This is a genomic window from Microcoleus sp. S36a_B3 (assembly GCF_036700745.1).
Classification (GTDB): domain Bacteria; phylum Cyanobacteriota; class Cyanobacteriia; order Cyanobacteriales; family Microcoleaceae; genus Microcoleus.
Genome location: NZ_JAUBPN010000001.1, coordinates 160,166 through 185,724 on the forward strand (window position 1 = coordinate 160,166; position 25,559 = coordinate 185,724).

At 46.6% G+C, this 25,559-nt stretch carries 20 protein-coding genes; 6 read left to right on the forward strand and 14 right to left on the reverse strand.

The annotated features are described in order from the left end of the window. Positions 1-384: 384 nt before the first annotated feature. Both QUA01_RS00700 and QUA01_RS00705 read right to left on the reverse strand, forming a co-directional pair. Positions 385-1,653 carry a M16 family metallopeptidase gene (locus QUA01_RS00700; protein ID WP_333088829.1) on the reverse strand — a complete coding sequence of 423 codons (1,269 nt, stop codon included), beginning with the start codon at positions 1,651-1,653 and terminating at the stop codon, positions 385-387. Between the two features lie 487 nt (positions 1,654-2,140). After that, positions 2,141-3,406, reverse strand: a complete 1,266-nt coding sequence (locus QUA01_RS00705) for a M16 family metallopeptidase (protein ID WP_333088619.1) — start codon at positions 3,404-3,406, stop codon at positions 2,141-2,143. A 332-nt stretch (positions 3,407-3,738) separates the two neighbouring features. Here QUA01_RS00705 and QUA01_RS00710 point away from each other — a divergent pair, with 332 nt between their 5' ends. Beyond that, entirely contained in the window at positions 3,739-4,767 is a 1,029-nt protein-coding gene (locus QUA01_RS00710) for a hemerythrin domain-containing protein (RefSeq protein WP_333088620.1), read from the forward strand. A 278-nt stretch (positions 4,768-5,045) separates the two neighbouring features. Here the strand turns inward: QUA01_RS00710 and QUA01_RS00715 are convergent, their stop codons facing one another. From QUA01_RS00715 to QUA01_RS00730, 4 genes are all read right to left on the reverse strand, one after another. Next, a complete protein-coding gene (locus QUA01_RS00715; RefSeq protein ID WP_333088622.1) occupies positions 5,046-5,906 on the reverse strand; it encodes an SDR family oxidoreductase in 861 nt (286 codons plus the stop codon). 377 nt (positions 5,907-6,283) lie between these two features. After that, on the reverse strand, positions 6,284-8,842 hold the full coding sequence (locus tag QUA01_RS00720; RefSeq protein WP_333088625.1) for an SdrD B-like domain-containing protein: 2,559 nt from the start codon (positions 8,840-8,842) through the stop codon (positions 6,284-6,286). A gap of 317 nt (positions 8,843-9,159) precedes the next feature. After that, complete coding sequence (locus QUA01_RS00725; protein WP_333088626.1) at positions 9,160-9,324, reverse strand: hypothetical protein; 165 nt, start codon at positions 9,322-9,324, stop codon at positions 9,160-9,162. Positions 9,325-9,500: 176 nt separating this feature from the next. Further along, positions 9,501-11,432: an SdrD B-like domain-containing protein gene (locus QUA01_RS00730; RefSeq protein ID WP_333088627.1), complete on the reverse strand. Its 1,932-nt coding sequence runs from the start codon at positions 11,430-11,432 to the stop codon at positions 9,501-9,503. A 244-nt stretch (positions 11,433-11,676) separates the two neighbouring features. Here QUA01_RS00730 and QUA01_RS00735 point away from each other — a divergent pair, with 244 nt between their 5' ends. Then, positions 11,677-12,363: a peptidoglycan-binding domain-containing protein gene (locus QUA01_RS00735; RefSeq protein ID WP_333088629.1), complete on the forward strand. Its 687-nt coding sequence runs from the start codon at positions 11,677-11,679 to the stop codon at positions 12,361-12,363. Positions 12,364-13,434: 1,071 nt separating this feature from the next. Here QUA01_RS00735 and QUA01_RS00740 read toward each other — a convergent pair. Further along, on the reverse strand, positions 13,435-15,309 hold the full coding sequence (locus tag QUA01_RS00740) for a DUF1565 domain-containing protein (protein WP_333088630.1): 1,875 nt from the start codon (positions 15,307-15,309) through the stop codon (positions 13,435-13,437). Positions 15,310-15,530: 221 nt separating this feature from the next. Here QUA01_RS00740 and QUA01_RS00745 point away from each other — a divergent pair, with 221 nt between their 5' ends. Both QUA01_RS00745 and thiS read left to right on the forward strand, forming a co-directional pair. Continuing rightward, the gene (locus QUA01_RS00745; protein WP_333088632.1) at positions 15,531-16,613 is read left to right on the forward strand and encodes a thiamine phosphate synthase; all 1,083 of its coding nucleotides are present in this window, start codon (positions 15,531-15,533) and stop codon (positions 16,611-16,613) included. Positions 16,614-16,793: 180 nt separating this feature from the next. Further along, complete coding sequence (gene thiS / locus QUA01_RS00750; RefSeq protein ID WP_194009021.1) at positions 16,794-17,006, forward strand: sulfur carrier protein ThiS; 213 nt, start codon at positions 16,794-16,796, stop codon at positions 17,004-17,006. A 246-nt stretch (positions 17,007-17,252) separates the two neighbouring features. On the opposite strand, the gene rpmA is transcribed toward thiS, so the two are convergent. The 5 genes from rpmA to QUA01_RS00775 all read right to left on the reverse strand — a co-directional run bounded on the left by rpmA (position 17,253) and on the right by QUA01_RS00775 (position 20,500). Then, positions 17,253-17,549: a 50S ribosomal protein L27 gene (gene rpmA / locus QUA01_RS00755; RefSeq protein WP_194008994.1), complete on the reverse strand. Its 297-nt coding sequence runs from the start codon at positions 17,547-17,549 to the stop codon at positions 17,253-17,255. Positions 17,550-17,576: 27 nt separating this feature from the next. Beyond that, entirely contained in the window at positions 17,577-17,969 is a 393-nt protein-coding gene (rplU, locus tag QUA01_RS00760; protein WP_194008993.1) for a 50S ribosomal protein L21, read from the reverse strand. A 413-nt stretch (positions 17,970-18,382) separates the two neighbouring features. Continuing rightward, entirely contained in the window at positions 18,383-18,598 is a 216-nt protein-coding gene (locus QUA01_RS00765; protein ID WP_333088635.1) for a hypothetical protein, read from the reverse strand. Between the two features lie 337 nt (positions 18,599-18,935). After that, the gene (locus tag QUA01_RS00770) at positions 18,936-19,445 is read right to left on the reverse strand and encodes a DUF3122 domain-containing protein (RefSeq protein ID WP_333088637.1); all 510 of its coding nucleotides are present in this window, start codon (positions 19,443-19,445) and stop codon (positions 18,936-18,938) included. A gap of 110 nt (positions 19,446-19,555) precedes the next feature. Next, positions 19,556-20,500 carry a hypothetical protein gene (locus QUA01_RS00775; RefSeq protein WP_333088638.1) on the reverse strand — a complete coding sequence of 315 codons (945 nt, stop codon included), beginning with the start codon at positions 20,498-20,500 and terminating at the stop codon, positions 19,556-19,558. Positions 20,501-20,964: 464 nt separating this feature from the next. Here QUA01_RS00775 and QUA01_RS00780 point away from each other — a divergent pair, with 464 nt between their 5' ends. Then, the gene (locus tag QUA01_RS00780; RefSeq protein WP_333088639.1) at positions 20,965-22,509 is read left to right on the forward strand and encodes an NB-ARC domain-containing protein; all 1,545 of its coding nucleotides are present in this window, start codon (positions 20,965-20,967) and stop codon (positions 22,507-22,509) included. A 15-nt stretch (positions 22,510-22,524) separates the two neighbouring features. On the opposite strand, the gene petJ is transcribed toward QUA01_RS00780, so the two are convergent. Then, positions 22,525-22,902, reverse strand: a complete 378-nt coding sequence (petJ, locus tag QUA01_RS00785) for a cytochrome c6 PetJ (protein ID WP_333088640.1) — start codon at positions 22,900-22,902, stop codon at positions 22,525-22,527. 74 nt (positions 22,903-22,976) lie between these two features. After that, entirely contained in the window at positions 22,977-24,464 is a 1,488-nt protein-coding gene (gene glpK, locus QUA01_RS00790; RefSeq protein WP_333088641.1) for a glycerol kinase GlpK, read from the reverse strand. Positions 24,465-24,956: 492 nt separating this feature from the next. Between glpK and QUA01_RS00795 the strand changes: the two genes are divergently transcribed. Further along, positions 24,957-25,541, forward strand: a complete 585-nt coding sequence (locus tag QUA01_RS00795; RefSeq protein ID WP_333088644.1) for an endonuclease dU — start codon at positions 24,957-24,959, stop codon at positions 25,539-25,541. Positions 25,542-25,559 lie beyond the last annotated feature (18 nt).

Genomic DNA, 25,559 nt, shown 5'->3' on the forward strand with positions numbered 1-25,559 from the left:
TCTTTTAGACAAACTAATTTCCAGAGTCTGCTTGAAAGTTTGTTTTACCCTTGAAAAGTTTGGCTTGCTTGGAAGTTAAACAGGGGAATATTGGATCGAACATTCAATAGAATGAGAGCCTCCGGATCTGCGTTACCAGGCTCTGCCTGGTAACGAGTAATATCAAATCCGGTAGCATCGGAATGATTCAGATATATATTCTCGGACTCTGTGTACTCTGTGTTCTAGCGCCGGTTAAAGCATTCCGATGCAAGCGAAAACGATATAATACCATTTTTATAAAGATGTGCTGATGAAGTCTTAGCCCCCCCCGATGCTTTGGGGGAGTTGGGGGGGGTAATATCTAGCGCTACTTTATGAAATTGGTATAAACTCACAAATTTTTCAACAAACAGCCATCACGCCCAATTCCTGGATCGCCGCCTCCGGGCCAACCAGAGAAATATACGGTTCGATGAAGTATTTCTTAGCAGCTTCCTGAGCTTGGGCTGTCGTAACTGCAGCAATTTCTGCTTGAAATTGCTCGTCAAATTTAATTCCCAATTCCAAAATTTCGTACCAGCCTAAAACTTGGGCAATTTGCGAATTAGTTTGTTTTCCTAAAGCATATTGACCAAGCATTTTATTCTTGCAATCTTGCAATTCTTCTTCGCTTAGTTGGGTATTGGCTAGCCGATCGACCTCAGTACGCAATCCTTCAAAAGCTGTCACCGTATTTTCCGGTGCTGTACCCATGTACGCGACAAACTGAGCCGCGTCTAGGCGTGTCGCGTAGAGGGCGGAAACGTCGTAAGCTAAACCCCGTTTTTCCCGCAATTCCACAAACAACCGGCTCGACAAACCGTTACCCAAATAGGTATTGAGCAACTTAATTGCTGCGTAGTCGGGATTTTTTACCGAGGGTGCAAGGTAGCCGAGCAAAATCACTGATTGCTGGGTATCTTGCGCTTTAGCTACGGTTTGAGGGGAGGGCGTGAGGGGGGAGAAGTTTAAGGTGGGTAGGGGTGTTAAAGGTGCTTTCCAGGAGCCAAACGTGCGATCGATCAGGGCGATCGCATCTTCGGTCGATATTCTGCCGGCTACAGAAATAACTACATTGTCGGGACGAAAATAGGTTTTGTGGAACTGTTCGAGATCGTTTCTGGTAAGCTTTGACATCGTAGCTTCCGTGCCCAAGGTAGAGAAAGCGTAGGGATGTTCTTTGTACATCGCCTGTCGCAATTGCTCGAAGGCGATCGCAAATGGCTGTTCTTGCTGCGATCGAATTGCTGATATGGCGATGCGGCGTTCGAGTTCGACTTCAGCTTCCGGGAAAGTGGGCGATCGCATCAATTCCGCCGCCAATTCCAAAATGTCTTGAAAATCGGCAGCAACCGTCTTCACACTAACTAAAAAATAATCTGTAGTCGAGTCTGTACCCAATCTCGCTCCCACCGATTCTACACGTTCGGCTATTTCCAGCGAAGAATGGCGATCGGTTCCCTTAGTCATTACCGCCGACAGCAAATGACACAATCCTGCTTGTTCGGGCTGTACGCAGCGACTACCGGCCCGCAGGAATATCCTAGCTGAAATAATATCTGCGGCTGGATTTTCTGCTGCTAAGACAACGATACCGTTATCTAAAATAGTGCGCTGGATTTCATTTTTCATCATTAATTTAGTTGATAATTGGGAATTGGGAATGTGTAATTGGGAAAAAGATAAGTTGGAATTACTCGATCGGCATTTTGCTATTTTCCATTTGGATCTTGTCACAATCGGGACTTACGCACGGGTGCTCAGAAACCGGGTTTTTCACGAAAAGACGCGCTGTAGTTCACAGATGAAGTAAAAAAACCGGTTTCTTTGATAGTGGTGCGTTCCAGACTGATGCTGTCAGACCGGCTAGGGTTGGACGCACAATATCTAAATGTAACAAAATCTACTCGATCCGGCTGCGCCGCCAGCACAAAAAACCCCGCACAAACAAACATCTATCCGGTACAAAAGATATTAGACCTTTTTTGCAAAATCGGAAAATACCCTGAAATCATCTGGGTGAATCAGTGTTTATCTGTTTGATATCTGCGGTTTCTCTATCGAGTCCGTGACTTCTCCTGTGAAATCTGAAGTCTATTGATATTCACTTGCTTAACAATCAAACAGGCTTGAGCACCACAGCCGCGTAGCGACGGGGAGATAAATATTGTTGAGCTAGGCGCTGCAGGTCTAATGGTTGAAATGCTTTAATCGTGGTGGGATAGCTGAGCGCTAATTCGGCAGTGGCGATCGTACTGTAATATCCGTAAAGACCGGCTAACTGTCCCGGCGTTTCGATCGAAAAAGCAAAGTCATTGCACAGCAAACGCTTACAGCGCATCAGTTCTGCCTCCGAAACCGGCTCAGATTGCAATTCCCAAAGCCGATCGCAAATCCGAGCTTCCACCTGTTCGATATCATCCGCTTCCAAGACTGCACTAATAGTAAACAAACTAGATTCTCGTTGTAGCGAGAAAGAGCTTTCTATCGCCTCTACCAATTGTAATTCTTCGCGCAGTTCCCTGACCAAACGCGAAGTCCGCCCGTCTGCGAGCAACACTGAGAGCAAATCTAAGCCGCAAGCATTTTGCAACTGTTCAACTCCCGGCCCAGTCCAGGCCATCATCAGCCGCCCTTGTTCCAGTCGGGGGATGCGGAGTTCCTGACGGCGGATTTCTACCAGCGGCGGTTCCGCTTCTGCTGCAAATTTGGGACATTCCCACGGATCGGAAAATTGATCGAATGCTTTCTCTGTGATGTCTCTGGCTTGTTGTTCATCAATTCCCCCGACTATCACCACAGTCATATTATCCGGCTGATAGTGCCACCGATGAAAACACCGCATTTCGTGGGGAGTTCGCGACATCAGCAACTCTTCGGTTCCTAATACCGATCGCCTGTAGGGATGTCGCTGGTAAACTGTTTCCATCAATGCTTGGAAACCCAGCCAATCGGGACTGTCTTGAGCTTGGCGGATTTCTTCGAGCACCACATCTCGTTCGCGATCGAATTCTGCATCGGGAATCGCAGCGCGCAGCAGCAATTCTGCCAGTGGCTGCGCCGTTTCTGCTAAATAATCAGCCGCAGAGTTGACGAAAAAATGGGCGTAGTCGTGACTTGTAGCTGCATTGGCGACACCGCCGCGATTTTCGATTACCCGGTCAAATTGTCCTGGGGCGATCGAATCCGTCCCTTTAAATATCATGTGTTCGAGAAAATGAGCCATTCCCGACCAAGCATCGGTTTCCCGCGTAGCGCCAGCCCTCACCCACACGTCTAGCGCAACCACAGGTGTGGCCGGCATCCGTTGGTGAATGACCGTTAACCCATTGTGCAGCTTCCAGACATTGGCTGGGAACTCTAAAGCAGCGAGCAGTTGAGACAAGCTAGTTATTCTTAAACTTTAGTTAACTTCGGCTGCAACTATGGTAGCGCTTTACTGATTTGCGATCTGGATTAATTGATACAAAACTCAGTTGGCTGTTGGCTGTTGGCTGTTGGCTGTTGACTGTTGGCTGTTATTAAGGGTAATTTTGGCTTTTTTTTAAAACGACCTTAGCCTTAATCTATTATCATTTCTTGGGTTAAAAGTCAATAGGTTGCGCGGGATATTAATGAATCAGTCGGGAGAAAGAGGAAGCGATCGGAATATTCCAATAAATTAAAAGATATCAGAACACGAAAGAACACTAAAGACATCGAGAGGAGACACGACAGATGGTAGCTACCTTAGAAGATACAAAGCGCCAAGCGATCGCAACTAAATTAGCAGACATGAAAGCAGTGCAAAATCTGCTAATTGCTAACGAACAATTGTTTATCAATTCCTGCAACGATTCCGAACTGTGCGATCGCTTCCGCGATATGCTCGAAGACGATCGCAAAAACTTGGGCGTACTGGAAACTACGATCGTCCAATACGGGGTTCAAAGTGAACCCAAAGAAACCACCACAAAAATGATCGAAGCAGTTCACAAACTAATGAAAGGTTCTGAACTCACAATGTTTGAAAAAGTGGGTCAGCACGAACTGCTCAAACACCAACAAACAATGGCCGGAATGTTAGTTCACAAAGCCGCTCAAGTAGTCGGCGCAGACATCGAAGCAGCCATTACTCCCCTCAACACAGTTAACTTTGAAAACCGCGCTCACCAAGAACAACTCAAAGGAGTTCTCGAAATTTTGGGCGTGCGCGAACTCACCGGAAAAGACCCCGACCAAGGCGTTTGGGCTCGCGTCCAAGATGCTGTAGCTGCTATGAGCGGCATCATCGGCGGTGCTGTCACCCGCAGCAAAGATGAGATGAACATTGTCGAAATTATCACAATGGATCACCGCAAAGTCGATACCCTATTTATGGAAATCGAAAAAACCGACGAGCCTCAAAAACTGCAAGAATTCTTCGGTCAAATTTACAAAGACTTAAGCGTGCACGCAGAAGCCGAAGAACAAATAGTTTATCCAGCAGTTCGCAGCTACTACACCGATACCCAAGAACTGTACGACGAGCAAGCAGAAATGAAGCAAATGCTCGCCAAAATCAAGGCAATGAACCCCAGTTCTGCGGATTTCAAAGCTCAAATCAAACAGCTTAAAACAGCGGTTCAGGATCACGTCAAGCAAGAAGAAGGCGATATGTTCCCTCAAATTCGCCGCAACCTGAGCGAAGCCCAAATGGAACAAATGGCTACTCAATTCAAAGAAGCAAAAAGCACGATTCAGCAAGAAATGGCTAAGATGAGCTAATTCAGCAGTAAGCTAATTTCCACTCTAGCAAAACTAGAGGATAGTTAAACTGCAACCTATAAATCCCGCTACCAAGGTGGCGGGATTAATGTTTTTTGTGGAAAACAATATATTACTTGTAGCGGCGGGTTTCACGACAGATTTTTCGGGTAATTAAAGAGATAAATAAACCCGCCTTTTTCCTTATTTGGTTGTGGGGGCGGGTTTATTTATTTGGTGAATTTTATCAAAGATTGTTGGTAAAACCCGCCCCTACGAGCATCGGAATCGAGAAGATTCTATCCGTTAATCACAGAGCCGCCGTTGGGGTGCAAAATTTGACCCGTCATGTAAGACGAATCTTTTGAAGCTAAAAACACGTAACAGGGAGCAACTTCATCGGGTTGACCGGGGCGTCCCAAGGGCGTGTCTGCACCAAATTTCGCAACTTTTTCTTCGGGAAAAGTTGCAGGAATTAGAGGTGTCCAAATCGGGCCGGGGGCGACTCCGTTGACGCGAATTCCTTTCTCAGCTAAACTTTGAGACAAAGAGCGGGTAAAGGCAACAATTGCTCCTTTTGTGGAGGAGTAATCTAGCAATTGTTGGTTGCCTTTGTAGGCGGTGACTGAGGTAGTGTTGATAATTGCACTTCCTTCTTTGAGGTGTTTTAGAGCGGCTTTTGTGAGGTAAAACATTGAGAAAATGTTGGTGCGGAAGGTGCGCTCTAATTGTTCGGCGGTGATGTCTTCGATGCTTTCTTGGGGATGCTGTTCGGCGGCGTTGTTGACGAGGATGTCGAGGCGGCCGAATTCTTTAACTGTTTGTTCTACAAGGTTTTGGCAGACGCTTTCTTCGCCGATGTCGCCGGCGATCGCAATACAGCGGCGGCCGAGTTGTTCGATCGCCCCTTTAGTCTTTTTAGCATCTCCATCTTCGTTGAGATAGCCGATCGCCACGTCCGCCCCTTCCTTAGCAAATGCCAGGGCCGCGGCGCGCCCGATACCGCTGTCTCCGCCGGTAATTAAGGCTACTTTGCCGCGCAGTTTGTCGCTGCCGCGATACTCGGAGGCAAAGGATTCAGGTTGCGGAGTCATTTGAGATTCGATGCCCGGTTGCTGTTCTTGATGTTGAGCCGGATTGGTTTGTTGTTGAGCTGGCATAACATATTCCTCTAAGTTCTACCTTCATAAATAAAGGTTTTTTCGAGGTAGCGAATCCTTCTTTTTGCCGATCGCACTCTACGACTAAAGACAGTTTGGGCGATCGGCACCCGCTTGTTAGGATCTTGACTAGCATCCAGTCGCGATTTCCGTAGGGACTCGGGTCACCAACAATACCGACCAATAATTGAAAATCTCAAAAAGCCTTCCCAAGCCTGGATATTACCGTAGTTCGATCGGACTTGATATAAATCCTAAAGGTATTTATGCAAAAGTCGCGATCGCAGCAAAATGCACCCCAAAATCATGTTTTGAGGTGCAGTTTAAACCAGCTAGCTGCTAATTGCTGAGTCTCAAACTAGAGAATCCAATTAACCTTAAAACAGCGGAGTCGAAGTTGGAGCGCCCAACAGTAATTTAGGTTCATCGAGCTTCTGAGCTTCTAAAAACGTGACAATTGAAGCTTCCGCCGCGTCTTTCAACCCGTTGAAGTCAAAGCTACTTACGCCTGCAGTTTCAGGAGCGAGCAAGCTATCGACACTGCTAGCCTGCACCACAGCGGAACTGCCGCCGTTGGTCAAAGGATCGATGCTAGCAGCAGCCACACCCGTGTCGCCAGTCAACGGATCGAGGCTACTTAGTCTTACTATTCCCGATGGGTCTGGGGCCGTCACAGCCGTTGTAGGTACTGTGTTAGGGCCCGGCACGCTAAAGCTAACCGGGTTGGGGCCAGTTGCGATCGGGAAATTGTTGGGAACGCCCGGAGTATTGAAGACTTCCAAAACCGAGTAGGTGGCTGGAGACAAGTCATTAAACCGAGCAATACCAGCAGCATCAGTTCTCACCAACGGCTCAGTCGCAGCATCGTAGCTGCCGTTGCCGTTCAAATCCAAAGTGAAGGGCACATTGGCAAGCGGCCCTTCGTTTGCGTCTTGGAAACCGTTGCGGTTGTTATCTTCGAATTTACGAACCAAGAGGTCATAACGGCGAGAGTTACCCACCAAAGCACAATTAAAGGTTTGATTCGCACCGAGAACAACATCCACCGGTTGAGTCGTTTTGAAGAAGCCAGAAGGTAATACTTCCCGAACGCTGTAATTGCCAGGGCTCAAATTGGTGAATGCAAAACGACCAAACTGATCGGTAATAGAAGTGGGTTCCCCTGCATCCAAAACACCGTTGTTATTGGTATCGATAGCAATGGTGACACCAGAAATAGCTGGTTCATTGCCATCTCGATAACCGTTCAGGTTAAAGTCCTCAAACTTACAACCAGTAATGTTGCTGTTGGGTGTGTTGGCAAAGGTAACGTTAGCGTCCTGAATGTTGAGAGTCAACGGGACGACCTCAGATGTAGAAGGCGAGAAACCAGCGGTTACTACTTCCCGCACCGTGTAATTGCCCGGCTGCAAGTTGGTAAATGCTCCTCTCCCTTGGGCATTAGTCTCTATTTTTTGTTCTCCGGCATCTAGAGCTCCATTATTATTGGTGTCGAGGAAGACAGTGACACCGCTAAGGGGCGCTTCACCCTGAGTTGGCTCGTAGCGACCGTCTCCGTTCAGGTCATTGTATTTGAATACATTGATGTTAGGTAGAGTGTTTCCCACACTAGCATTATCTCCAGTGGCATTATTAGGTAACACAGGAGTAAAGGTAAGTGCTGGCGCGGGGTTAGTCGCTGGTAAAGAGAAAGAAGTGTTTGCAAAAATCGGTCGTACACCCGTTGCTGCAATAGAAGGTTCCCCAGCCTGTTGGATGCCGTCGCGGTTGGTGTCTACGAACTTAGGGTCGTTTGGTTGCAGTGTATAGGTTGGGTCTACTACTAACAGCGGTTGCTCTTTGCTGATCGTACCCTGGAACCGTGCCTGCGGCCCTGGTGCCGAAACCAGAGTGGGATTAGCAGTGGTTGCTACTGGAAAATTTAAATTTCCTGGGACACCGCCACCTACTGCTGCCGGCAGTACAGATGGAAAAATTTCCAAGACTTTGTAATTGCCAGCTCGCAAATTCTTGAAGGTAGCCACTCCATTCACATCTGTGATTGTGATTGGTTCGGAGCTTGAATCCCATTTACCGTCCCCGTTCACATCTAAAATGAAGGGTACTCGGGCAATGGGGGGTTCCAACACTCCACTGATAGCATTTCGAGAGCCGTTGCCGTCTATGTCTCGAAATTTGTTAACTTCAATTTGATAGAGCGGAGTATCGCCAACTTGAGCGCAGGCAAAGGTTTGATTTGCTGCTACCGTCACGTCCAGTACGGGAACGTTGCCGGGGGGAGTGCTTTGAGGAAAATCTTGTGTTTCTAAGGGTTCTGCGTCCGTAGCATTAACTTCTAGTCCGGTAACAGGATTAATTTGTTGTCTGATCCGTTCTTCCCGAATCTTGTAGGTCCCGGGTGCTACGTTGAACGACCATCCACCATCTTTGCCTGTTAAGGTGCTCTGTTCCCCTTCATCGCGTTGACCGTTGCCATTGGCATCAATATATATCCTGACATTTTTAATTCCCGGTTCATTCCCATCTCGGAAGCCGTCGCCATCTATGTCTAGGTATTTGCATCCTACGATCTGGCTGCCTGGAATTGATGTGTTGCCAAATAAAACGTTGACCTTTGTGTTTCCAAGAGTGACAGCAAGGGGATTGGGAGTAGTAGGACTGAAGCCTGGAGGTGACGTTTCTGTGACTACGTAATTGCCAGGGACAAGATTTATGAATGAGAACGCGCCGTTAGCGTCCGTCGTGGTTGAGACTGGCGCACTGCCGGCTGAAGTGAGGACGATGGGGACATTTGCCAGACCTTCTTCACCAGAATTTCTGATGCCATCCCCGTTTCGGTCATTGAACTTGATTCCTAAAATTGCCGGGCCAGTATTCCCAACCACAACTGGCTGTAATTGCTGGGCAATGCGTTCTTCGTTAGTTAAATCTGCCATGATTTTCTCCTTCACACCTAAATCCAAGTTAATTACAGACTACTGTATGGGTTTGTCAATAGCTGAGTAGCTTTTGCTAGTCGCTGACAATTGCCACTCGATTTTACATACGTCTGCGCTTGAGGTAATGTTCCCCATCTCACACAACAATGCCTCAAGCTTTGTCGCTGGCAAGTATATCAGGTTTTGAAGAACCCTGGCAATTTGAGGGCAACCTCTTCAAGATTTGCACGCCTTCTGTGTCCCTACGTACTTGCTGTTTCGAGCTTTAAAAAGGCTAAGACTTAGTGTTCTCCCCGATATCTAGTCAGGCTGAATCATTCAGGTTTGTCAAGGTTCGCTGTGAAGAGGCGATCGCAGCCTCTGGGATTGCCAACCTGAAAAAACTTTAGATCGATCGAGCGATCGGACTCGAACTGACTTGCTTTGCCTGGAAATATGTCGGTCGGCGTTGGGGAACTGTCTGATAGTTTCTCACTCACGATCGATCCTACAGCCTCTGAATCTTGCACCCAATATACAAGCCTGCTTCGGAGTTGCCGGAACTCAGGCTTGAGTGTTGGAGGTTGCCAACAATACGGTATCACGCGATCGCCCTTTAACCACTTCCTGATTTTGATCTGCTGTTTGGCATTCCGGCGATCGAGCTTTTTTTACACTACATCACCGACAAATCCCTCGCACCCGACGGCACGAAAGAGTTTCCGAGATTCCAATTAATTAATTCGTTTTTATTGACAAATTCACCCGCTTGTGCATTTAGCTCCCGACCGACATTCTGTTGCACCAAGTTAGGAAGATTGCCTAAACTCGCCGCTTGTCGATCGACCAAAAAATCACTAATTGGATAAATAGCACGACCAGCGCTCGAAAGCAAGCTATCCGCCGCCATCAAAGCCTCCGGTTCCGCCCCCGCAGAGTTGCCCCCATCCGTCAGCGAGTCGCCATTCAAAGATTTAGCCGATCGACCCTCAGCCTCTCCCGTCAGCAAATCGATACTGCTACCCCGAACATCTGACGAGACAACAACCACCGCAGGCGGAGTCGTTTGAATGAAGCCCGGAGGCTGAACTTCCCGGATTACGTAACTACCTACCGGAACGTTGCGGAAACTGTAATTCCCCTGACTGTCGCTCAAGGTACTCGCTTCGCCCGGATCTAAACTGCTGTTGTTGTTGAGGTCGATGTAAATTTGGGTATTGGCGATCGGCGGTTCCCCAGCATCGAGGCGACCGTTGGCATTAAAATCGTTAAACTTCACACCGCTAATCGTCCCCGTTACCAACACGTTACCAAAGCTGAGGTTAGTTGCATTTGTGCCGTTACCCACGGTAATCGGAGTCGGACTTGGCGTAGTTTGTCGAAAACCGGGCTGCGGGACTTCCCTCACCAAATAAGTGCCTTGGGGCAAGTTGATAAAAGAGAAATTGCCTTGGGGGTTGGTTAAAGTCGAAGGTTCGTTGGGATCGTTAGCGTTGTTGTTGTTGAGGTCGATGTAGATCGGCCAGTTGGCAACTCTCGGTTCCGTCGGTTCGTTGATACCGTTAGCGTTGAGGTCGTTGAACTTGAAGCCGCTGATGCTGCCGGTGGGGAAATTGTTGCCGAAGTTGACGCCGACAGCGTTAGTGTTGCCCGTAATGTCGATCGCCCCTGGATTTGGCGTAGTCTGAACCCATCCGGGCTGCTGAACTTCCCTCACCAAATAGCGACCGGGGGAAACATTGCCAAAAGTGTAGTTACCTTCCGGGTTAGTGATGGTATTCGGTTCGCCCGGATCGAGGCTGTTGTTGCCGTTGAGGTCGAGATAAATTTGCCAGTTAGCCAGAGGCGGGTCAGTCGCGTCTCGGATGCTGTTGGCATTCAGGTCATTGTACTTAATACCGCTGATGCTGCCGACAAAAAAGACATTGCCAAAATTGACGTTGTTGATATTGGCATTGGAAGTAACCTCAATCGGGCCAGGGTCTGGCGTAGTTTGGATAAAACCCGGTTGCTGGACTTCTCTCACCAAATATGTGTCTGCGGGAATATTGACAAATGCGTAATTGCCTTGAAGGTTTGTAACAGTAGAAGGTTCGCCGCCGTCGAGCCTGTTGTTACGGTTGAGGTCGAGATAAATTTGCCAGTTAGCTAGGGGTTGTTCCCCTGGGTCTTGGCTGCCGTTGCTGTTGATGTCGTTGAATTTTGTCCCGGCGATCGTCCCGGCGTTGAAGTTGTTGCCAAAATTGATATTGCCAGCAAAAGTCCCGCTGTTAATCGTGATGGGCGCGGGATTGGGCGTAGTTTGGCGAAAGTTCGGCTGCTGGACTTCCCTAACTTGGTAAGTTCCAGGCGGCAGGTTGACGAAGGTGTAGTTGCCTTGGGCGTTGGTGAGGGTGGAAGGTTCATTAAAGTCAAATCGATCGTTGTTGTTGAGGTCGAGGTAGATTTGCCAGTTAGGAATTGGCACTTCTGGGAGATCCGGGCGGCCGTTGGCGTTGAAGTCGTTGTATTTATTGCCGCTGATGCTGCCGACTTGGAAGTTGCCGATGTTGACATTGCCGATGTCTATTTGGCTGGCAGTTCTGGTGGGGATGGTGGATTCGGTCATGGTGTTGCTGTGGCCCAATGAACGCAATTCAATGTTTGCTCTACGGCAATCTAGCAGTTTTTTTGCCAATTGCAGCTATTTGAGGGGATTAATTTTTTGATCGGAGGGAAGCGCTGAGAATCAAAAATGCCCCATTCCCCATTCCCCATTCCCCATTCCCCATCCCTCCGCTTCGCTCCGCCCAATTTTGGCCAGATTTGATGTACGATCGCCAAGAGTTGTGCAGACAGAGGTCGAATTTTCCATGTCCCGAAACCAGACAGCACGCTGGAATGAAGCTCGCGAGGTTCTGAGTTGGCCCCTAGGCTGGGGTTTGTGCGGTTTTTTGGCAATAAGTTCGATCGCCTCCACTCCTGCTGCTGCACAGCTACGGGCCTCCGAACCCGCTAACAATAATAGCCCGATCGCCCAAACAGCCCAAACAGGTGCGATCGTCCGTCCGGCAATCAAATTGGGCAGCCGCGGCTCGGAAGTGCGCGAACTTCAAGCTGCTCTTGCATTGTTGGGATTTTACGCTGATAGTGTAGACGGGATTTTCTCGCAAAGCACCGCTAAAGCTGTGTCTCAGTTCCAGCAAGCAGCAGGCATCGCCCCAGACGGTATTGTCGGTCAAGATACTTGGAACCGGCTGTTTCCTGCGACTCCTGGGGCGATCGAAAGCCCGATCGCCAACAATCCTGCAACGGCAGAAAACTCAGAGATTAACCCACAACCGCAGCCCACCAATTTTCCGGTTTTGAGAAGAAGAATGCGGGGCCCGGCGGTCAGAGATTTGCAAGAACGACTGCGGGCGAAGGGATTTTTGCGCGCTAGTGCTGACGGCGTGTTCGGGGCGGAAACTCTAGCTGCTGTCAAGGCTGCTCAGCTACAATATCAACTACCAGCAGACGGCATTGTCGGCCGCGCTACTTGGGAAGCTTTGCTGCGCTGAAAGCCAGCAAATACTGTCGGATATGCACGTTGCGCGATCCTCTTCGAGGTCTAACGGGCGATCGTACAAATTGTTAAGTCCATTAACCTAATTAAACATACAGTCTGGAATGCTAAAAAGCTTGCTGTATATACCTTCTTCCTGATGACGCTGTACGGAAAGCTCCGAGGCGACAGCACTAATGACTAATGACTTCTTCCTTCTTCCTTAAAAAGTGTCAAGTTTGGTAAACAAAGTATTGTCATGGCGGAAGTTGGTGTTATGTTAAATACATGAAGGGCAGAACCAAGAAGCAAAAAAACTTGGATAAAAAATTTGAAATTAGAGTATTTGTCCCGATCGACTCTAGTTCGCAGGCAATGCCTGAATCGTATAGTTTATTAGCAAATAAAGGTTGATCTTGCGATCAAGATTTGTGAAATAGCTTGAGGCGATTTGAGAAATCGAATGTCAACAAGTTAGAATGGCGATCGCGCAGTCAAACACAGAAGTCTGCATAGGCTCCGCTATTAGCTATATCGCCCGCAGAGCAATTGCCAAAAAGTACACCTTAGTAGTAGTTTTGCTGGATTTCAGCACAGCTAAAAACCCACTTGAATCAATTTAACTCACAAATGTTTTAGGGTCTGGCATCCGATATGCTAGGCCCTAAAATTTTGCGTGCAGTTGTCAGTTGGCAGTTGGCAGTTGGTGGTTGGCAGTTGGGTTGGTGGTTGGCATTAGCTAAGCTGTTGCGGCATTTAAACTGTATATCAAAAAACAATAAAACAATGAGTGGGGTGTCCCGCCCGCCCTGAATATGCAATGTTTATTTGCGCTACACCTTACAGCTTAATAATATCCTTTCCTGCTGCATCGTCAGGTGATAAATTAGAGGGCAATTCATGAATGATTTTTACAAATCACCACCTATCTCGGTGCAATTTTCAGTTATTCGATTCACAGTCAACAGTCAACAGTCAACAGTCAACAGTCAACAGTCAACAGTCAACATCATGAGGAATGCAACCGGAATTGATGATATAACAACAAACAACTGCCAACTGACTACTGCCAACTGCCAAGCCCATTTCATTTAATATCTTCAATGCGAGCATTCAAGCCGTTAACGGTGAGAATTTGGAGCAATTCGTCAGCTTTTTCGCGCTCCCGAAAAGCACCGGCTTGCATCACAGATCGCCCGTTGGTAAAAGTCCGAAAAGCATCGGGAACCAAGGAGAGTATTTTTTGTCTGTCGTTTGAACTCTGGGCATCCACCACAACTCGATACCGGAAACCCAAAGCAATAGCTCGATCGAATGACGGCGAATTCTCCAAACCTGCCACAGAATTCCCCCCTAAAATAGCAGGTACGTAGCCACCCCTCCCTAGAGGAATGTTGCGGCCAGGAACCGGCAATTTACCCTCGGAAGAAACCGAACTAGAACTATCAAAATTGGGCGAAATTATTGGTTGCTCTACTGAACTTTCTCGAACAGATCGAGCATCGGGATCTGGTACGGGAATTGCGATCGCCCCTGGAACAATCGATGTAGCAGTGGCATTTATCGGAGCAATTTCTTGCCGCAACTGAGGGTTAGGCGACCTCATGGAAACAGGCTGTGGTGGCACAATTAGCGCTCTTTCAACTTGGGGAGTTAACCGCCCCGGAGTGTAAACAGGGAGAGAAGTTTCAGGGCCGCCGATACTCGCAGATCGATCGGACGTTAGCAGCAAACCACGGCCCGCAATGGGCGCAGGCGGGCTAAAAGTTCCAGCCACAGCTACCGAACCCGTCGTGCGATTGCTCAACAATTGATTGCCGTAAGCTGGGATTACTTGACCTTTCGCCGCATTGTTGACATCGTACTGACCGTTGTTGCGAATGACATTGCCTCCCGGTTCGGCAGCAGTTCCCAAATCCGGCAGAGCTCGGGCGATCGCCACAATTCCGTCCCGCTTGTTGCTTTCGATATAATTGTTACGCAGCACCGGTCTAGCATCAGCTTGCACCACTACGCCGTCCTTATTCCGAGTAATTTTGTTACCGATCAGCAGAGGCGAAGCGTTCTGCGCTACATTCACGCCAAATCCAGTGTCTTCAAACACATTATCTCGAACTTCCGGCCGGGAACTGCCAAAAATCGTAATCCCGTTAGCTCCATTTTTCGAGAAAACATTGCCGCCAATCGTCGGCCTTCCAGTTCCCACTACCGAAATCCCGTCGTGAGTGCTCCCCGAAAAAGTATTGTTGACAACCGTCGGAGAACTCGATTCGATCCACAAAGCGTAACCGCGATAGTTGGTATTTGTCACTGTCACCCCGCTAAGTCCCGCCCCGTCTGCGCCTAAAATTGCGATGTTTTGACCCGCCGAAGTCGGGCTGAGGAATTCTCCTCCGCCTTTGATCACAATATTCTGGCCGCGAGTGTTGGGATTTCCCTGCACCGTCACGCTGGGTCTGAGCATTAATGGAAATTTTTCGCCGCTTTGAGCGCTGTAAGTACCGGGCGCTAGTAAAATTGCTGTTTTGGGCGGGGCTACGCTTAAGGCGTAGGTGAGGGTTTTGAATGGCGATCGATCGCTCCCGTTACCTCCTGTGTCGCTACCGCCGCTAGAACTCACGTACAGTATGTTAATGTCGCTTTCTGCTGCTTGAGAAAGAATCTGCACCGGGGGGATACCCGCAGCGATAACTGAAGCTTGAGGGCTATAAAAAGCTGTGCTGGCAAAGACGAGCAGCAAGCAAGAACTTAAAGCTTTCCTTGGCGATGGCGTTCCGCCCCGCAAGCTACGATTTTCTTTGCACTCGCTCTGTTTTGAATTTAGAAACATAAAAAAACACAATTTATCTTTGAGCCAAATTTCGCATCCGCTGTTTTGTATCTGGTTCTGGCGATCGCATTTTAATTTCACCCGCCTGCTGGGGTTTTCTGCTGTTAATCTTTTGTGCTCTGCTAACCTCACGGCTCTCCTCCGAAGTGTGGTATGCAGTTTAACGATTCCACTTTGATCAAGTTTGATCTATTATGCTTTGTTTTTTTCAAATTCCCTAAAACTTAAAAATTTGTCAAATTTAGATCCGTTGAGGCGAAAATTAGGTCGATCGCACTTTGCCACAATCTTGACGGTGTGGGAAAATGTAGCAGTTTGACAGGTAAGATTAATTTTAATTAAGGTGGTTCTGAATGACCGAGAAACAAAACAGAACTTTACCGGCACAGCCGGCCCTCTGCCGGATTTTAGATGCAAATCTAGACCGCGCGCGCGAAGGGTTGAGAATTATTGAAGAATGGTGCAGGTTTGGTCTTAACAACGCCGAAAAGGCCCTGGCGTGCAAGCAACTGCGTCAGGAATTGGCGGCTTGGCACACGGCAGAATTACGCAGCGCTAGGGATACGCCGGCAGATCCGGGGACGGAGTTGACTCACCCGCAGGAAGAGCAGCGATCGAGCATCCAGCAGCTACTGGAGGCGAATTTCTGTCGGGTGGAAGAAGCTCTGCGGGTACTGGAAGAGTACGGCAAAGTTTACGATCCAAATATGGGCAAGGCTTTTAAGCAGATGCGCTATCGGGTGTATACTCTCGAAAGCGATTTGCTGGCTTACCGGCGCTACCAGCAGTTACTTCGATCGCACTTATATCTGGTAACTTCGCCCCGAGACAATTTGTTACAAGTCGTGGAAGCTGCTTTGCAAGGCGGGCTGACTTTGGTGCAGTACCGCGACAAAACCTCTGACGACGGCGCAAGGTTGGCCAACGCGCGGCAGATGAGCGAACTTTGTCACCGCTACGATGCTTTGCTGATTGTGAACGATCGCGTGGATTTGGCGATCGCAGTGGATGCCGACGGCGTACACTTAGGGCAGCAAGATTTGCCTGTAGCCGAGGCGCGCAGGTTGCTCGGCCCGGGACGGATTATCGGCTGTTCGACTACCAATGGCGAGGAAATGCAGCGAGCTATTGATGCGGGAGCCGACTATATTGGAGTTGGGCCTGTCTACGAAACTCCGACGAAAGCAAACAAGCCGGCGGCGGGTTTGGACTATGTGCGGTATGCTGCTGATAAGTCGCCTGTTCCTTGGTTTGCGATCGGCGGAATTGATATCAACAACCTCGATCAAGTATTGAATGCTGGATCTCAAAGAGTTGCCGTAGTGCGATCGATCATGGAAGCAGAACAGCCTACTTTAGTCACGCAGTTTTTGATCTCGCAGTTGATTCGGATGCAGAATCTGAAGGCCCAGAAAGCTTTGCGAGGGACAAGCTAAATTTATTAGCTTAGTTGATTAGCAATTTGTCGGGCGGGTTTCGTATACCGATATAACCCGTCTGAGTTCGGGTTTTGTCTGACTTTCTGGCGGTTCAAACCGGCGAGTCTTTTCATTTCAAACATATTGAAATATAATTTTGGTACCGAGGCAGCTCTAAAAACTGATAATATTTAAATGATGACAAATCAAATTGCGCTGGAAGTTAACGGAGAAAAACGCAATTGTGCGATCGACACACCGTTACCCAAATTACTAGAACAACTAGGATTAAACCCGCGCTTAATAGCTGTGGAGTACAACGGCGAAATCCTGCACAAACAATTTTGGGAAACCACAAACATCCAAGAGGGCGACATCTTAGAAGTAGTCACAATCGTCGGAGGAGGCTAGCCACAAAGCGAGCGAATCATATCAAATCCCTTGGCATCCAAATGATTCATCTCTCTCTTCTCTTCCTCTGCGGCCTCTGCGGCCTCTGCGGTTAAATCATTCCGAATTTCTCACAAAAATTGTCTACCAAACATGACATCCCCGACTTCTTTAAGAAGTCGAGGATATGGGTATATTGAGATATGAAATCAGGAAACATATCCCCAATTATATACGTTCCCAGGCAAAACCCAGGAACGCATAAAATTAAACTGCGACAGCTTCAGCCACAGCTTCAGTCGCCGCTGCAACCACAGGATAAACACTGAGTTTCTTGCGAGTTTTGCCCTTTCTTTCAAAAGTCACAACACCATCAACCAAAGCAAACAAAGTATCATCTCTGCCGATACCAACATTATTACCGGGGTGAACTTTCGTGCCGCGTTGACGAATCAAAATGTTGCCAGCTTTGACAACTTGACCGCCGTACTTTTTGACACCAAGACGCTGGGAATTAGAGTCGCGTCCGTTACGTGTGCTGCCTGTACCTTTCTTATGGGCCATAATGTCCTCAACTTTATTTACTATTGTTTATTCTGATTCAATTTCGCCAGTTTGGGGAGTTTCCACAACTGCTTGAGACAAATCTCTCGCGGCCAAAACAACACCATTGACTGTAATAGAGTCAATCATAAACCGAGTTGTTTCTTGGCGGTGTCCTTTTTTCTTCCGAGTTTTCTTTTTCGGCTTCATCTTGTAGACGAGGACTTTGCGGCCCCGGAAATGCCGCAGCACAGTTCCTTCGACTGTGGCATTTTCTACTAGAGGCTGGCCGATATGAACGTCGTCTTCGTGCTGGATCAGAAATACTTTGTCAATGGTGACTTGTGATTCAGCTTCGACGTGAAGCAGTTCGATGTCGTAGAAGCGGCCCGGTTCTACTCGAAATTGTTTGCCGCCGGTCTCAATAATTGCGTAGGTCATGGGATAGTCGTTGGGTTTGCCGTACAGGTAGCTGGTTAGTCATTGGTCATTAGTCATTAGTCATTAGTCATCAGTCATTAGTTATGAACTTTTGGCTGTGGACTTTTGGCTGTGGACTTTTGACGGCTGCTCTCCAGCTTTTGGAATGTCTCGACCTGATCCGAGCAGGATTTAGACAGACAATCTACAATTATTGTTGATTTGGGTATTTTTGTCAAGTTCTCCGGTGCGCCGCAATTTTCTAATTAGGCAGTCTTGCACGCAAAGGCGGTCATAAACCGGGTTTTTTTTACGAAAAGGCGCGTTTTCACCCAGAGTAAGGATAAAAAACCCGGTTTCTTTGGTCTGAATGTCGCGAACTGTTAGGGATAAAAACAGAAGATGCTGGACATTTTTATCCAATTTATCCAAATTCAAGCAGTCGCAGAACACCTGCTAGTTCGCAACAATTCCAAAGCCTGATGTCTTACCCGGCCCTCCATCACCTCTTTTTGCAAAGTAATAAAAGCCTCAAAATCTTCCAAACCGTACTTAGTCATCTGCAACTGCTGTCGCAACATTTCTTCTGCCTCAACCGTTAAATAACCCGTTTTTAAAGCTTTTTGGACAATGGTACTGATTAAAGTCATAGTAGATTCACCCTGAAGGCACGCACGTAAACATTGGAGTTTTGTCACCAGACTAACTCTGATTTTAGTTTGTTTCGCGATCGCCCTTCAAATAGGTCAAATCTACCTTAAGGCATATTTTAATCTATCGATTTATCAGTGGAGAATTGTATCAATTTTTACTCAAAAATGCGATTCAATTGATGATTTAACAGCTATTCTTGAAACTTAAGCTACACATAAACAGTGTAGGATACTTTGAAAAAAAACTGGCAATCCCTTGCCATGTCTAGGAATCATCTAATTTTTAAAAATGATATCAAATTTAAAAATGTAGCACAATTTATTGTCACAGGCATTAGTTGGTTTCTAACAACAGTCGCCATTCTCTGACAGCAAAAGGAGGAACCAGCAACGCAGCTTGTTTTTCACCTTTCACAGGCAAGTTCAACCGCAAAGGCTGATTACTTTCGACTTGTGTAATGATTGATTTAAAATCGTATTCTCCGACATTAATCGGCAAATCCGACTCGCTCCAAATATCATTAGCCATGCCCATTGCGCGACTTCCCGCAGCCACATTCAGCGGCACAGGGTGCTGCAATTCTGTTCCTGGAAACCCTACCAATCTCAGATTAAAAGAATTTACTATTCCCGACTTTACTCGTTTGTACAAAACCACTTGCCACGCTTTGTCATCAGTATCGCGCAGGCTTTGTACGGAACGAAACATTACTCTGTCGCCCGCTTCTGGATACTTGTGAATCGAGGCGAAAGCGGGCGGGCTGAGAGTTAAGGTTAGATACAAACACAAGCTAATGATTGTTAAAGCCTGGAAAAAGGAAGGTTTTTTACTGAGATTGTTCATAGGATGACCAAAATATCGCTTGTTACCCAAAAGTTTAATACATAAAAAAGTAGGATGCGTCGCACGCACCCTACTACTCATTTTAAACCTCGATCAATCCAACTGCCTGCTTAGGCAGGGGGAAGAGCATAAAAAGCAACTCCCTCATCCCGGAAATCTGACCTCCCCTGTACCGCACGCCGCTGCTCGTCGCTTGCTGTGAAAAAGTGTGTAATATTTAGCGAATTTTCCCGTTCCCTCGCCAGGTTAGTAAAACGATAGACGGGTATCGCACCCGGAACTGCCGTGCTATATGAATTGAAAACCTCCCCCTGATCGCGGAACTGGGGTAAGGTGCGAACAAAGCTTATCTCACCAGGTTTATTCGTAAAGAAATAGGTTCCTGATGCCGTATTTAAGAAGCGTTCAACCTTGGCATTACCGTCGCCTGGAGCAACAAATTCATCGCCTTCACTCTGGAAACGAGAAGGGTTGGTTAGTCGGTCACTTTTCTCTATTGGATCTGTAGTATAAAAATGCCCTCCTGCCGTCTTGTCAAAGAAACGCGCCACGGGAACGCCACTACTGCCTCCTGGATTTACAGGCGCACCTGTTAGGACATCATTCAAGGTGACATTGCCACTGGGAGTTGAAACCTGTAATGTGAAAGGCTGAGGAAGTTCGTTTAACGTATTATAGCTAGTCACGCGGACTACATAGTCCACACCAGGCACACTTGTAAGCGGGTTAGAAGCACCATTGGAGTATATGGTACCAAAACCCGGTATTTTTGGGTTTGGGAAGCCGCCGCTATCATCATCCTGAGCAACAAGAAGACCCCTCGTATCAGCGACATTCGCACCCGTGCTGTCTTTGGGTACCTGAAAGACTTGCACGTAAGGGTCGAAGCCAGTGCTTAGATCTTTAAAAAGATCAATTGATATAGGCTGATTAACTAAATCTACTTTTAAAAGGTAATCTTTAGCGCGAGTTCTTGCAGAACCATCGTTAGGATTAGGAGTCGGGATATCCTTGTCAGTTGCAGTTAACTGATTTGTCACTTGAACTGATGCCATTTAAACTGTCCTCTTAACTTTTTTGATAGCAGGTGTTATAAAATACTGCCTTCTACATTTATAAAACACTTAAGACTGATAAGTAACCTAAGAGCTATTAGTATTTTTATTAGGTATTTTTGTAAAAAATATACCAACGCGGGAATTAATTTTATTTTAAATAAATTTAACAATTTATGTAAAACATTGTCTGACATCAGTAAAACCCACATTCCGCACCCTACGGTGTCACACAGCATAATTACTTATAAAAATCAATTTTTCAAGTAAAAAGTTATATGTTATTAGAAAAATATTTTTTATCTACGGTATATCAGTATAATTTATAGCTTGAGGGTTCGATAAAAATAAGTAAAAACCGATTGCGACAGTTGAGGGTGCGGAATGTGGGAGAAGAATACACAAAAAGTTAGTGCCTTAAACAGGTAAAATTGTAAATAATTATAAATAATTATAAATATAGCATGACAAACCTAAATAAATCCTTACAAATACCAGAACAGAAGTTTATAGAGGCTGCGGCTTGCTGGAATCTCGAACAGTTGTATGCAGACTTGACAGCAGCCAAACAAGAGTACGCTAGCAGTACAAAGCAGCGACTCACTCCTTTAGAAAAAACTTACCTGCGAGGATTGCTTTGCAATTATAGTCCCCCGGAAATTGCCACCGCACTCCACCGCGAATGCGCCGGTATTAGAGTAGACTTATCGAGAGGGCTGTATCGCTACATAGAAGTTTTGACGCTCCAACAACCCAAAGACTGGAGAGAAATCCCAAGTATGCTAGAAATATTTGGTTATAAACAAAAGGGGAATGTAGAAACATTGCATCCTACATTGATAAATTATATCCAAACTCCCCAAACTCCCATTGAAAATCCAACTGAATGGGGGATGTTGGCTGATACGTCTATTTTCTACGGGCGCACAGCAGAACTTGCTAACTTAGAGCAATGGATTTTACAAAAAAACTGTCGCTTAGTTGCTATATTGGGTATGGGCGGCATTGGCAAAACTGCTTTAGCATCTAAGCTAACAGATCTGATTAAATACTCGTTTGACAGATTGATTTGGCTCAACCTCAGTCATGCACCTCTGTTGGCAGATACTCTGGTAAATTTAATCGAATTTTTATCAGATAAACCGCCAATTGATTTAGAGAGATTGGGGTTAGTTAGTCAGTCTAAAGAAATATTTTTTCAAGCTGCGATCGCTCTCCGAGAGCGATCGCACCTTGAATTTTACCTGGACAGTCTAATTGCTTCCACAAATGCAATAGAACAGACAATCATCGCTGATGGTATCCAGCGGCTGATTCATTGTTTACAAAAGCATCGCTGCCTGATAATTTTAGATGAGTGGGAAGCTGTTTTCAGCACTGAGCATTTAACAGGAAATTATCGAGAAGGATATCAAGTGTATGGGGAATTGCTGAAACAAGTAGCAAAATCGCAGCATCAAAGTTGCTTGCTGTTGACTAGCTGCGAAAAACCTAAAGAAATTGCGGCGTTAGAAGGTCAAAATCAATCTATACGGTCATTGAAATTGGGTAGTTTGGGAGAAGCGGCTGTGGAAATCCTTAAAAACAAGGGTTTGTCTGAAGAATGTGAATACTCAGAACTGATAGAAGCATACAGCGGCAATCCTTTAGCGTTAAAAATAGTCACAACAACTATTAAGGATATGTTTGGCGGAAGCATTGCTAACTTTTTAAAAAATGGGCTATTTCTGGGAGATTATAGCGATACGTTATCTCGGCAGTTTAATCGCTTATCATCCTTAGAAATCCAGCTATTGCACTGCATGGCGAAAGAAGTCAAGCCTGTTGATATTGAACAATTGTGTTCAAATATTCAGCAAGATCGGGACTCAGATTTTTTTAAGACGTTGGAATCGCTTTTCAGGCGATCGCTAATTGAAACAGTCCCAGCAGAAACTGAAACCCTGTTCGCGCTTCAACCTGCGATCAAGAAATATCTGATGTCTGTGGCAAGATTGTCTAAGCCATAAATAATAACCGAGGTTCTATTTCCAATCGGTTTCGGCTTGGGATAGCACGTAGGCTGAAACATCGATAATTTGTTGTTCCGACAAACGATCTTTGTAAGCGGGCATAATACCTTTGCCGTTGGTTACTAAGTTGGAAATATTATCGAGGGAATCCATGCCGTATTTTTTTAAGGCTTTTTGTTTCAAGTTTTTGCCGCGCCTGATAATGTTGCTGCCGTTGATGTGACAACCTGCACAGTTGGCGCTGAAGACTTCGGCGGCGGTTGCAGTTTCGGGAGTTGTAGCTGGATCTGCGATCGCCATTTGGGAATTAGCAGCGATTTCTACAAATGCTAGTGTCAGTATCAATAGAAAGGCGGTGAGAATTTTTTTTAATTTATTTAGGGAAATCATCTATTGGCAATTTGAAAAATAGTGCTGGATTTCATGATATCACTAAATACGGGTTTGGGGGTTAACTCACCGATTCATTCTTCCCAGTCGAATGTGCGGGTAACTGCTTTTTTCCAAAAGCGATATTTTTGTTCCCGAAGTGCGATCGGCATTTGCGGTTCCCAAATACAATCCACCGCCCAATTATCCCGCAATTGAGCTAATTTACTCCAAAAACCCACCGCCAAACCAGCCGCATAGGCAGCGCCCAATGCAGTAGTTTCTGCTACCACAGGCCGCACCACAGGCACTCCCAACACATCGCTCTGAAACTGCATCAGCGTGCTATTTCCCACCATCCCACCATCTACTTTTAAAGACAAAAGCTGCACAGCAGAATCCTGATTCATCGCATCCAATATTTCCCGCGTTTGCCATGCTGTCGCTTCCAATACTGCACGGGCAATATGTGCCTTAGTCACGTAGCGAGTTAAACCTACAATTACTCCCCGCGCGCTGTCTTGCCAATAGGGCGCGTAGAGTCCAGAAAAAGCCGGCACAATGTAAACTCCTGCGCTGTCTTCGACAGTATTTGCTAATGTTTCTACTTCCGCAGATGTGTTGATGATGCCCAAATTGTCCCGCAGCCACTGTACTAATGCTCCGGCGATCGCAATACTGCCTTCGAGAGCATACACAGCGGGCGATTCTCCCATCTTGTAGGCAACAGTTGTCAGCAACCCTTGCTTTGAAGGGACGATCGCCTCACCAGTATTCAGCAGCATAAAACAGCCCGTACCGTAAGTATTTTTCGCCTCCCCAACATTGAAACAAGTTTGCCCCACCAGAGCAGCCTGCTGATCGCCCAAAGCAGCAGCAATTGGAACACCATCTAACAATCCTTTTGCAGTACCAAAAATGTGACTAGAAGGGAAAATTTCTGGCAGCATAGAGCGGGGAATTCCCATTATTTCCAAAGTGTCAGAATCCCAATCGAGGGTTGGTAAATCCATCAGCATTGTGCGGCTAGCATTGGTAACATCAGTAACGTGCGCGCCGCCGGTGAGGTGCCAAATTAGAAAAGAATCGACAGTACCAAAAATCGCCTCGCCTCGATTTGCAGCTTCCCGCAATCCTGCAATATTGTCCAACATCCACTTGATTTTCGGCCCGCTAAAATAAGTTGCTAGCGGCAAACCGCATCGTTCTCGAAATCGATCTTTGCCGTCAACTTCTGCTAAGCTAGTACAAATTTGGTGAGTGCGGGTATCTTGCCAAACAATCGCATTTCCGTAAGGTTTTCCGGTGTTTTTGTTCCAAACAATTGCAGTTTCGCGCTGGTTGGTAATGCCGAGAGCCGCAATATCTTTGGGGTCAATTTTACCTAGTTCTAGGGTATTTTTAATGACGCTTTGGGTGCGCTGCCAAATTTCCTCGGGATTATGTTCAACCCATCCCGGTTGCGGATAAATCTGCTGGTGTTCTTGTTGGTTGCTGCAAATGATGTGTCCCTGGCGATCGAATATGATAAATCGAGTGCTGGTGGTTCCTTGGTCGATCGCTGCTACGTATTTTTTTGTCAATTGTTTAAAACCTTTTTAAGTAGAAGTTGTTGGTTGTTGATTGTTAGTTGTTAGTTGTTATTTGTTATTTGTTTGTTGTTGGTTGGTAGGGGCAGTGGATGGTGCGTGACCGCCCTCTCAGTTGTTAGTTGGTAGTTGTTAGTTGGTAGGGGCGGTGGATGGTGCGTCCCCGCCCTCAGTTGTTAGTTGTTAGTCATTTTACCCGCTCGTGAAGTCGAAGGTTAGTCATCAGTCATTAGTCATACAAAGGAAGAAAGAACAAGAAGAAGGAAGGATTCATTATTCATCAGTCACAAGAAGGAAGCCCTTCGGCTTTGCAAGCGGGTAAAAAGAAGACATAAGAAAAAAGAAGACATAAACAGCAACCTTTTGAGCAATATGTATTTTAGGTTTAGTTAAGTCAATTTACTGAGCGTTCGAGTCTTTAACGTCTATGATAATATGTAAAAGTCAAATTAATCTAAAAATTTTTAGTTTAGGGAAGTCCCTACTTTGAAACTAGCAGAATTGCTCAGACTCGATCGCACAATTAAGGTTATTGGCTTTGACGACGCTCCATTTTCTCGTACCAGCGGCGGTCTGGTGTCCGTCGCCGGAGTAGTCTGCGGGGGCACCAGATTTGAAGGAATGGTGTGGGGACAAGTCCTCCCAGACGGATTAGATTCCACTGATGCTATTTGTCAGCTACTGCTAGGAGGCAAATTTCTGCCGCAATTGCATCTCGTTTTACTAGATGGAATTGCTTTCGGCGGCTTCAATATTATTGACCTTCGGGAGTTAGCATCGCGGCTGCAAATTCCTTGCGTTGCTGTGATGCGCCGCCAACCAGATTTAGCTGCTATTGAAAAAGCCCTCGGCTATTTACCGGACTTGGAATACCGTTTAGAATTGTTGCGTCGGGCTGGAAAAATTTATGCTTTTGAACCTTTCTTTTTTCAGGTATGCGGCGAACAACCGGAAGTAATCGCGCTGGTACTCCAGCGTTTGACTGATACTGGTAAGGTTCCTGAAGCTTTGCGTTTGGCTCATTTGATTGGTGCGGCGGTTATTACTGGTGTTAGTGGTAGTTCTGCTTGAATTTATTATGGGCGATTT

Excerpts from the sequence above, each read along its gene's own strand:
- QUA01_RS00700 (WP_333088829.1), bottom strand. The coding sequence starts at position 1,653 with ATGAAAAATGAAATCCAGCGCACTATTTTAGATAACGGTATCGTTGTC.
- QUA01_RS00710 (WP_333088620.1), top strand. The coding sequence starts at position 3,739 with ATGGTAGCTACCTTAGAAGATACAAAGCGCCAAGCGATCGCAACTAAA.
- QUA01_RS00715 (WP_333088622.1), bottom strand. The coding sequence starts at position 5,906 with ATGCCAGCTCAACAACAAACCAATCCGGCTCAACATCAAGAACAGCAA.
- QUA01_RS00720 (WP_333088625.1), bottom strand. The coding sequence starts at position 8,842 with ATGGCAGATTTAACTAACGAAGAACGCATTGCCCAGCAATTACAGCCA.
- QUA01_RS00730 (WP_333088627.1), bottom strand. The coding sequence starts at position 11,432 with ATGACCGAATCCACCATCCCCACCAGAACTGCCAGCCAAATAGACATC.
- QUA01_RS00735 (WP_333088629.1), top strand. The coding sequence starts at position 11,677 with ATGTCCCGAAACCAGACAGCACGCTGGAATGAAGCTCGCGAGGTTCTG.
- QUA01_RS00745 (WP_333088632.1), top strand. The coding sequence starts at position 15,531 with ATGACCGAGAAACAAAACAGAACTTTACCGGCACAGCCGGCCCTCTGC.
- thiS (WP_194009021.1), top strand. The coding sequence starts at position 16,794 with ATGACAAATCAAATTGCGCTGGAAGTTAACGGAGAAAAACGCAATTGT.
- rpmA (WP_194008994.1), bottom strand. The coding sequence starts at position 17,549 with ATGGCCCATAAGAAAGGTACAGGCAGCACACGTAACGGACGCGACTCT.
- rplU (WP_194008993.1), bottom strand. The coding sequence starts at position 17,969 with ATGACCTACGCAATTATTGAGACCGGCGGCAAACAATTTCGAGTAGAA.
- QUA01_RS00765 (WP_333088635.1), bottom strand. The coding sequence starts at position 18,598 with ATGACTTTAATCAGTACCATTGTCCAAAAAGCTTTAAAAACGGGTTAT.
- QUA01_RS00770 (WP_333088637.1), bottom strand. The coding sequence starts at position 19,445 with ATGAACAATCTCAGTAAAAAACCTTCCTTTTTCCAGGCTTTAACAATC.
- QUA01_RS00775 (WP_333088638.1), bottom strand. The coding sequence starts at position 20,500 with ATGGCATCAGTTCAAGTGACAAATCAGTTAACTGCAACTGACAAGGAT.
- QUA01_RS00780 (WP_333088639.1), top strand. The coding sequence starts at position 20,965 with ATGACAAACCTAAATAAATCCTTACAAATACCAGAACAGAAGTTTATA.
- petJ (WP_333088640.1), bottom strand. The coding sequence starts at position 22,902 with ATGATTTCCCTAAATAAATTAAAAAAAATTCTCACCGCCTTTCTATTG.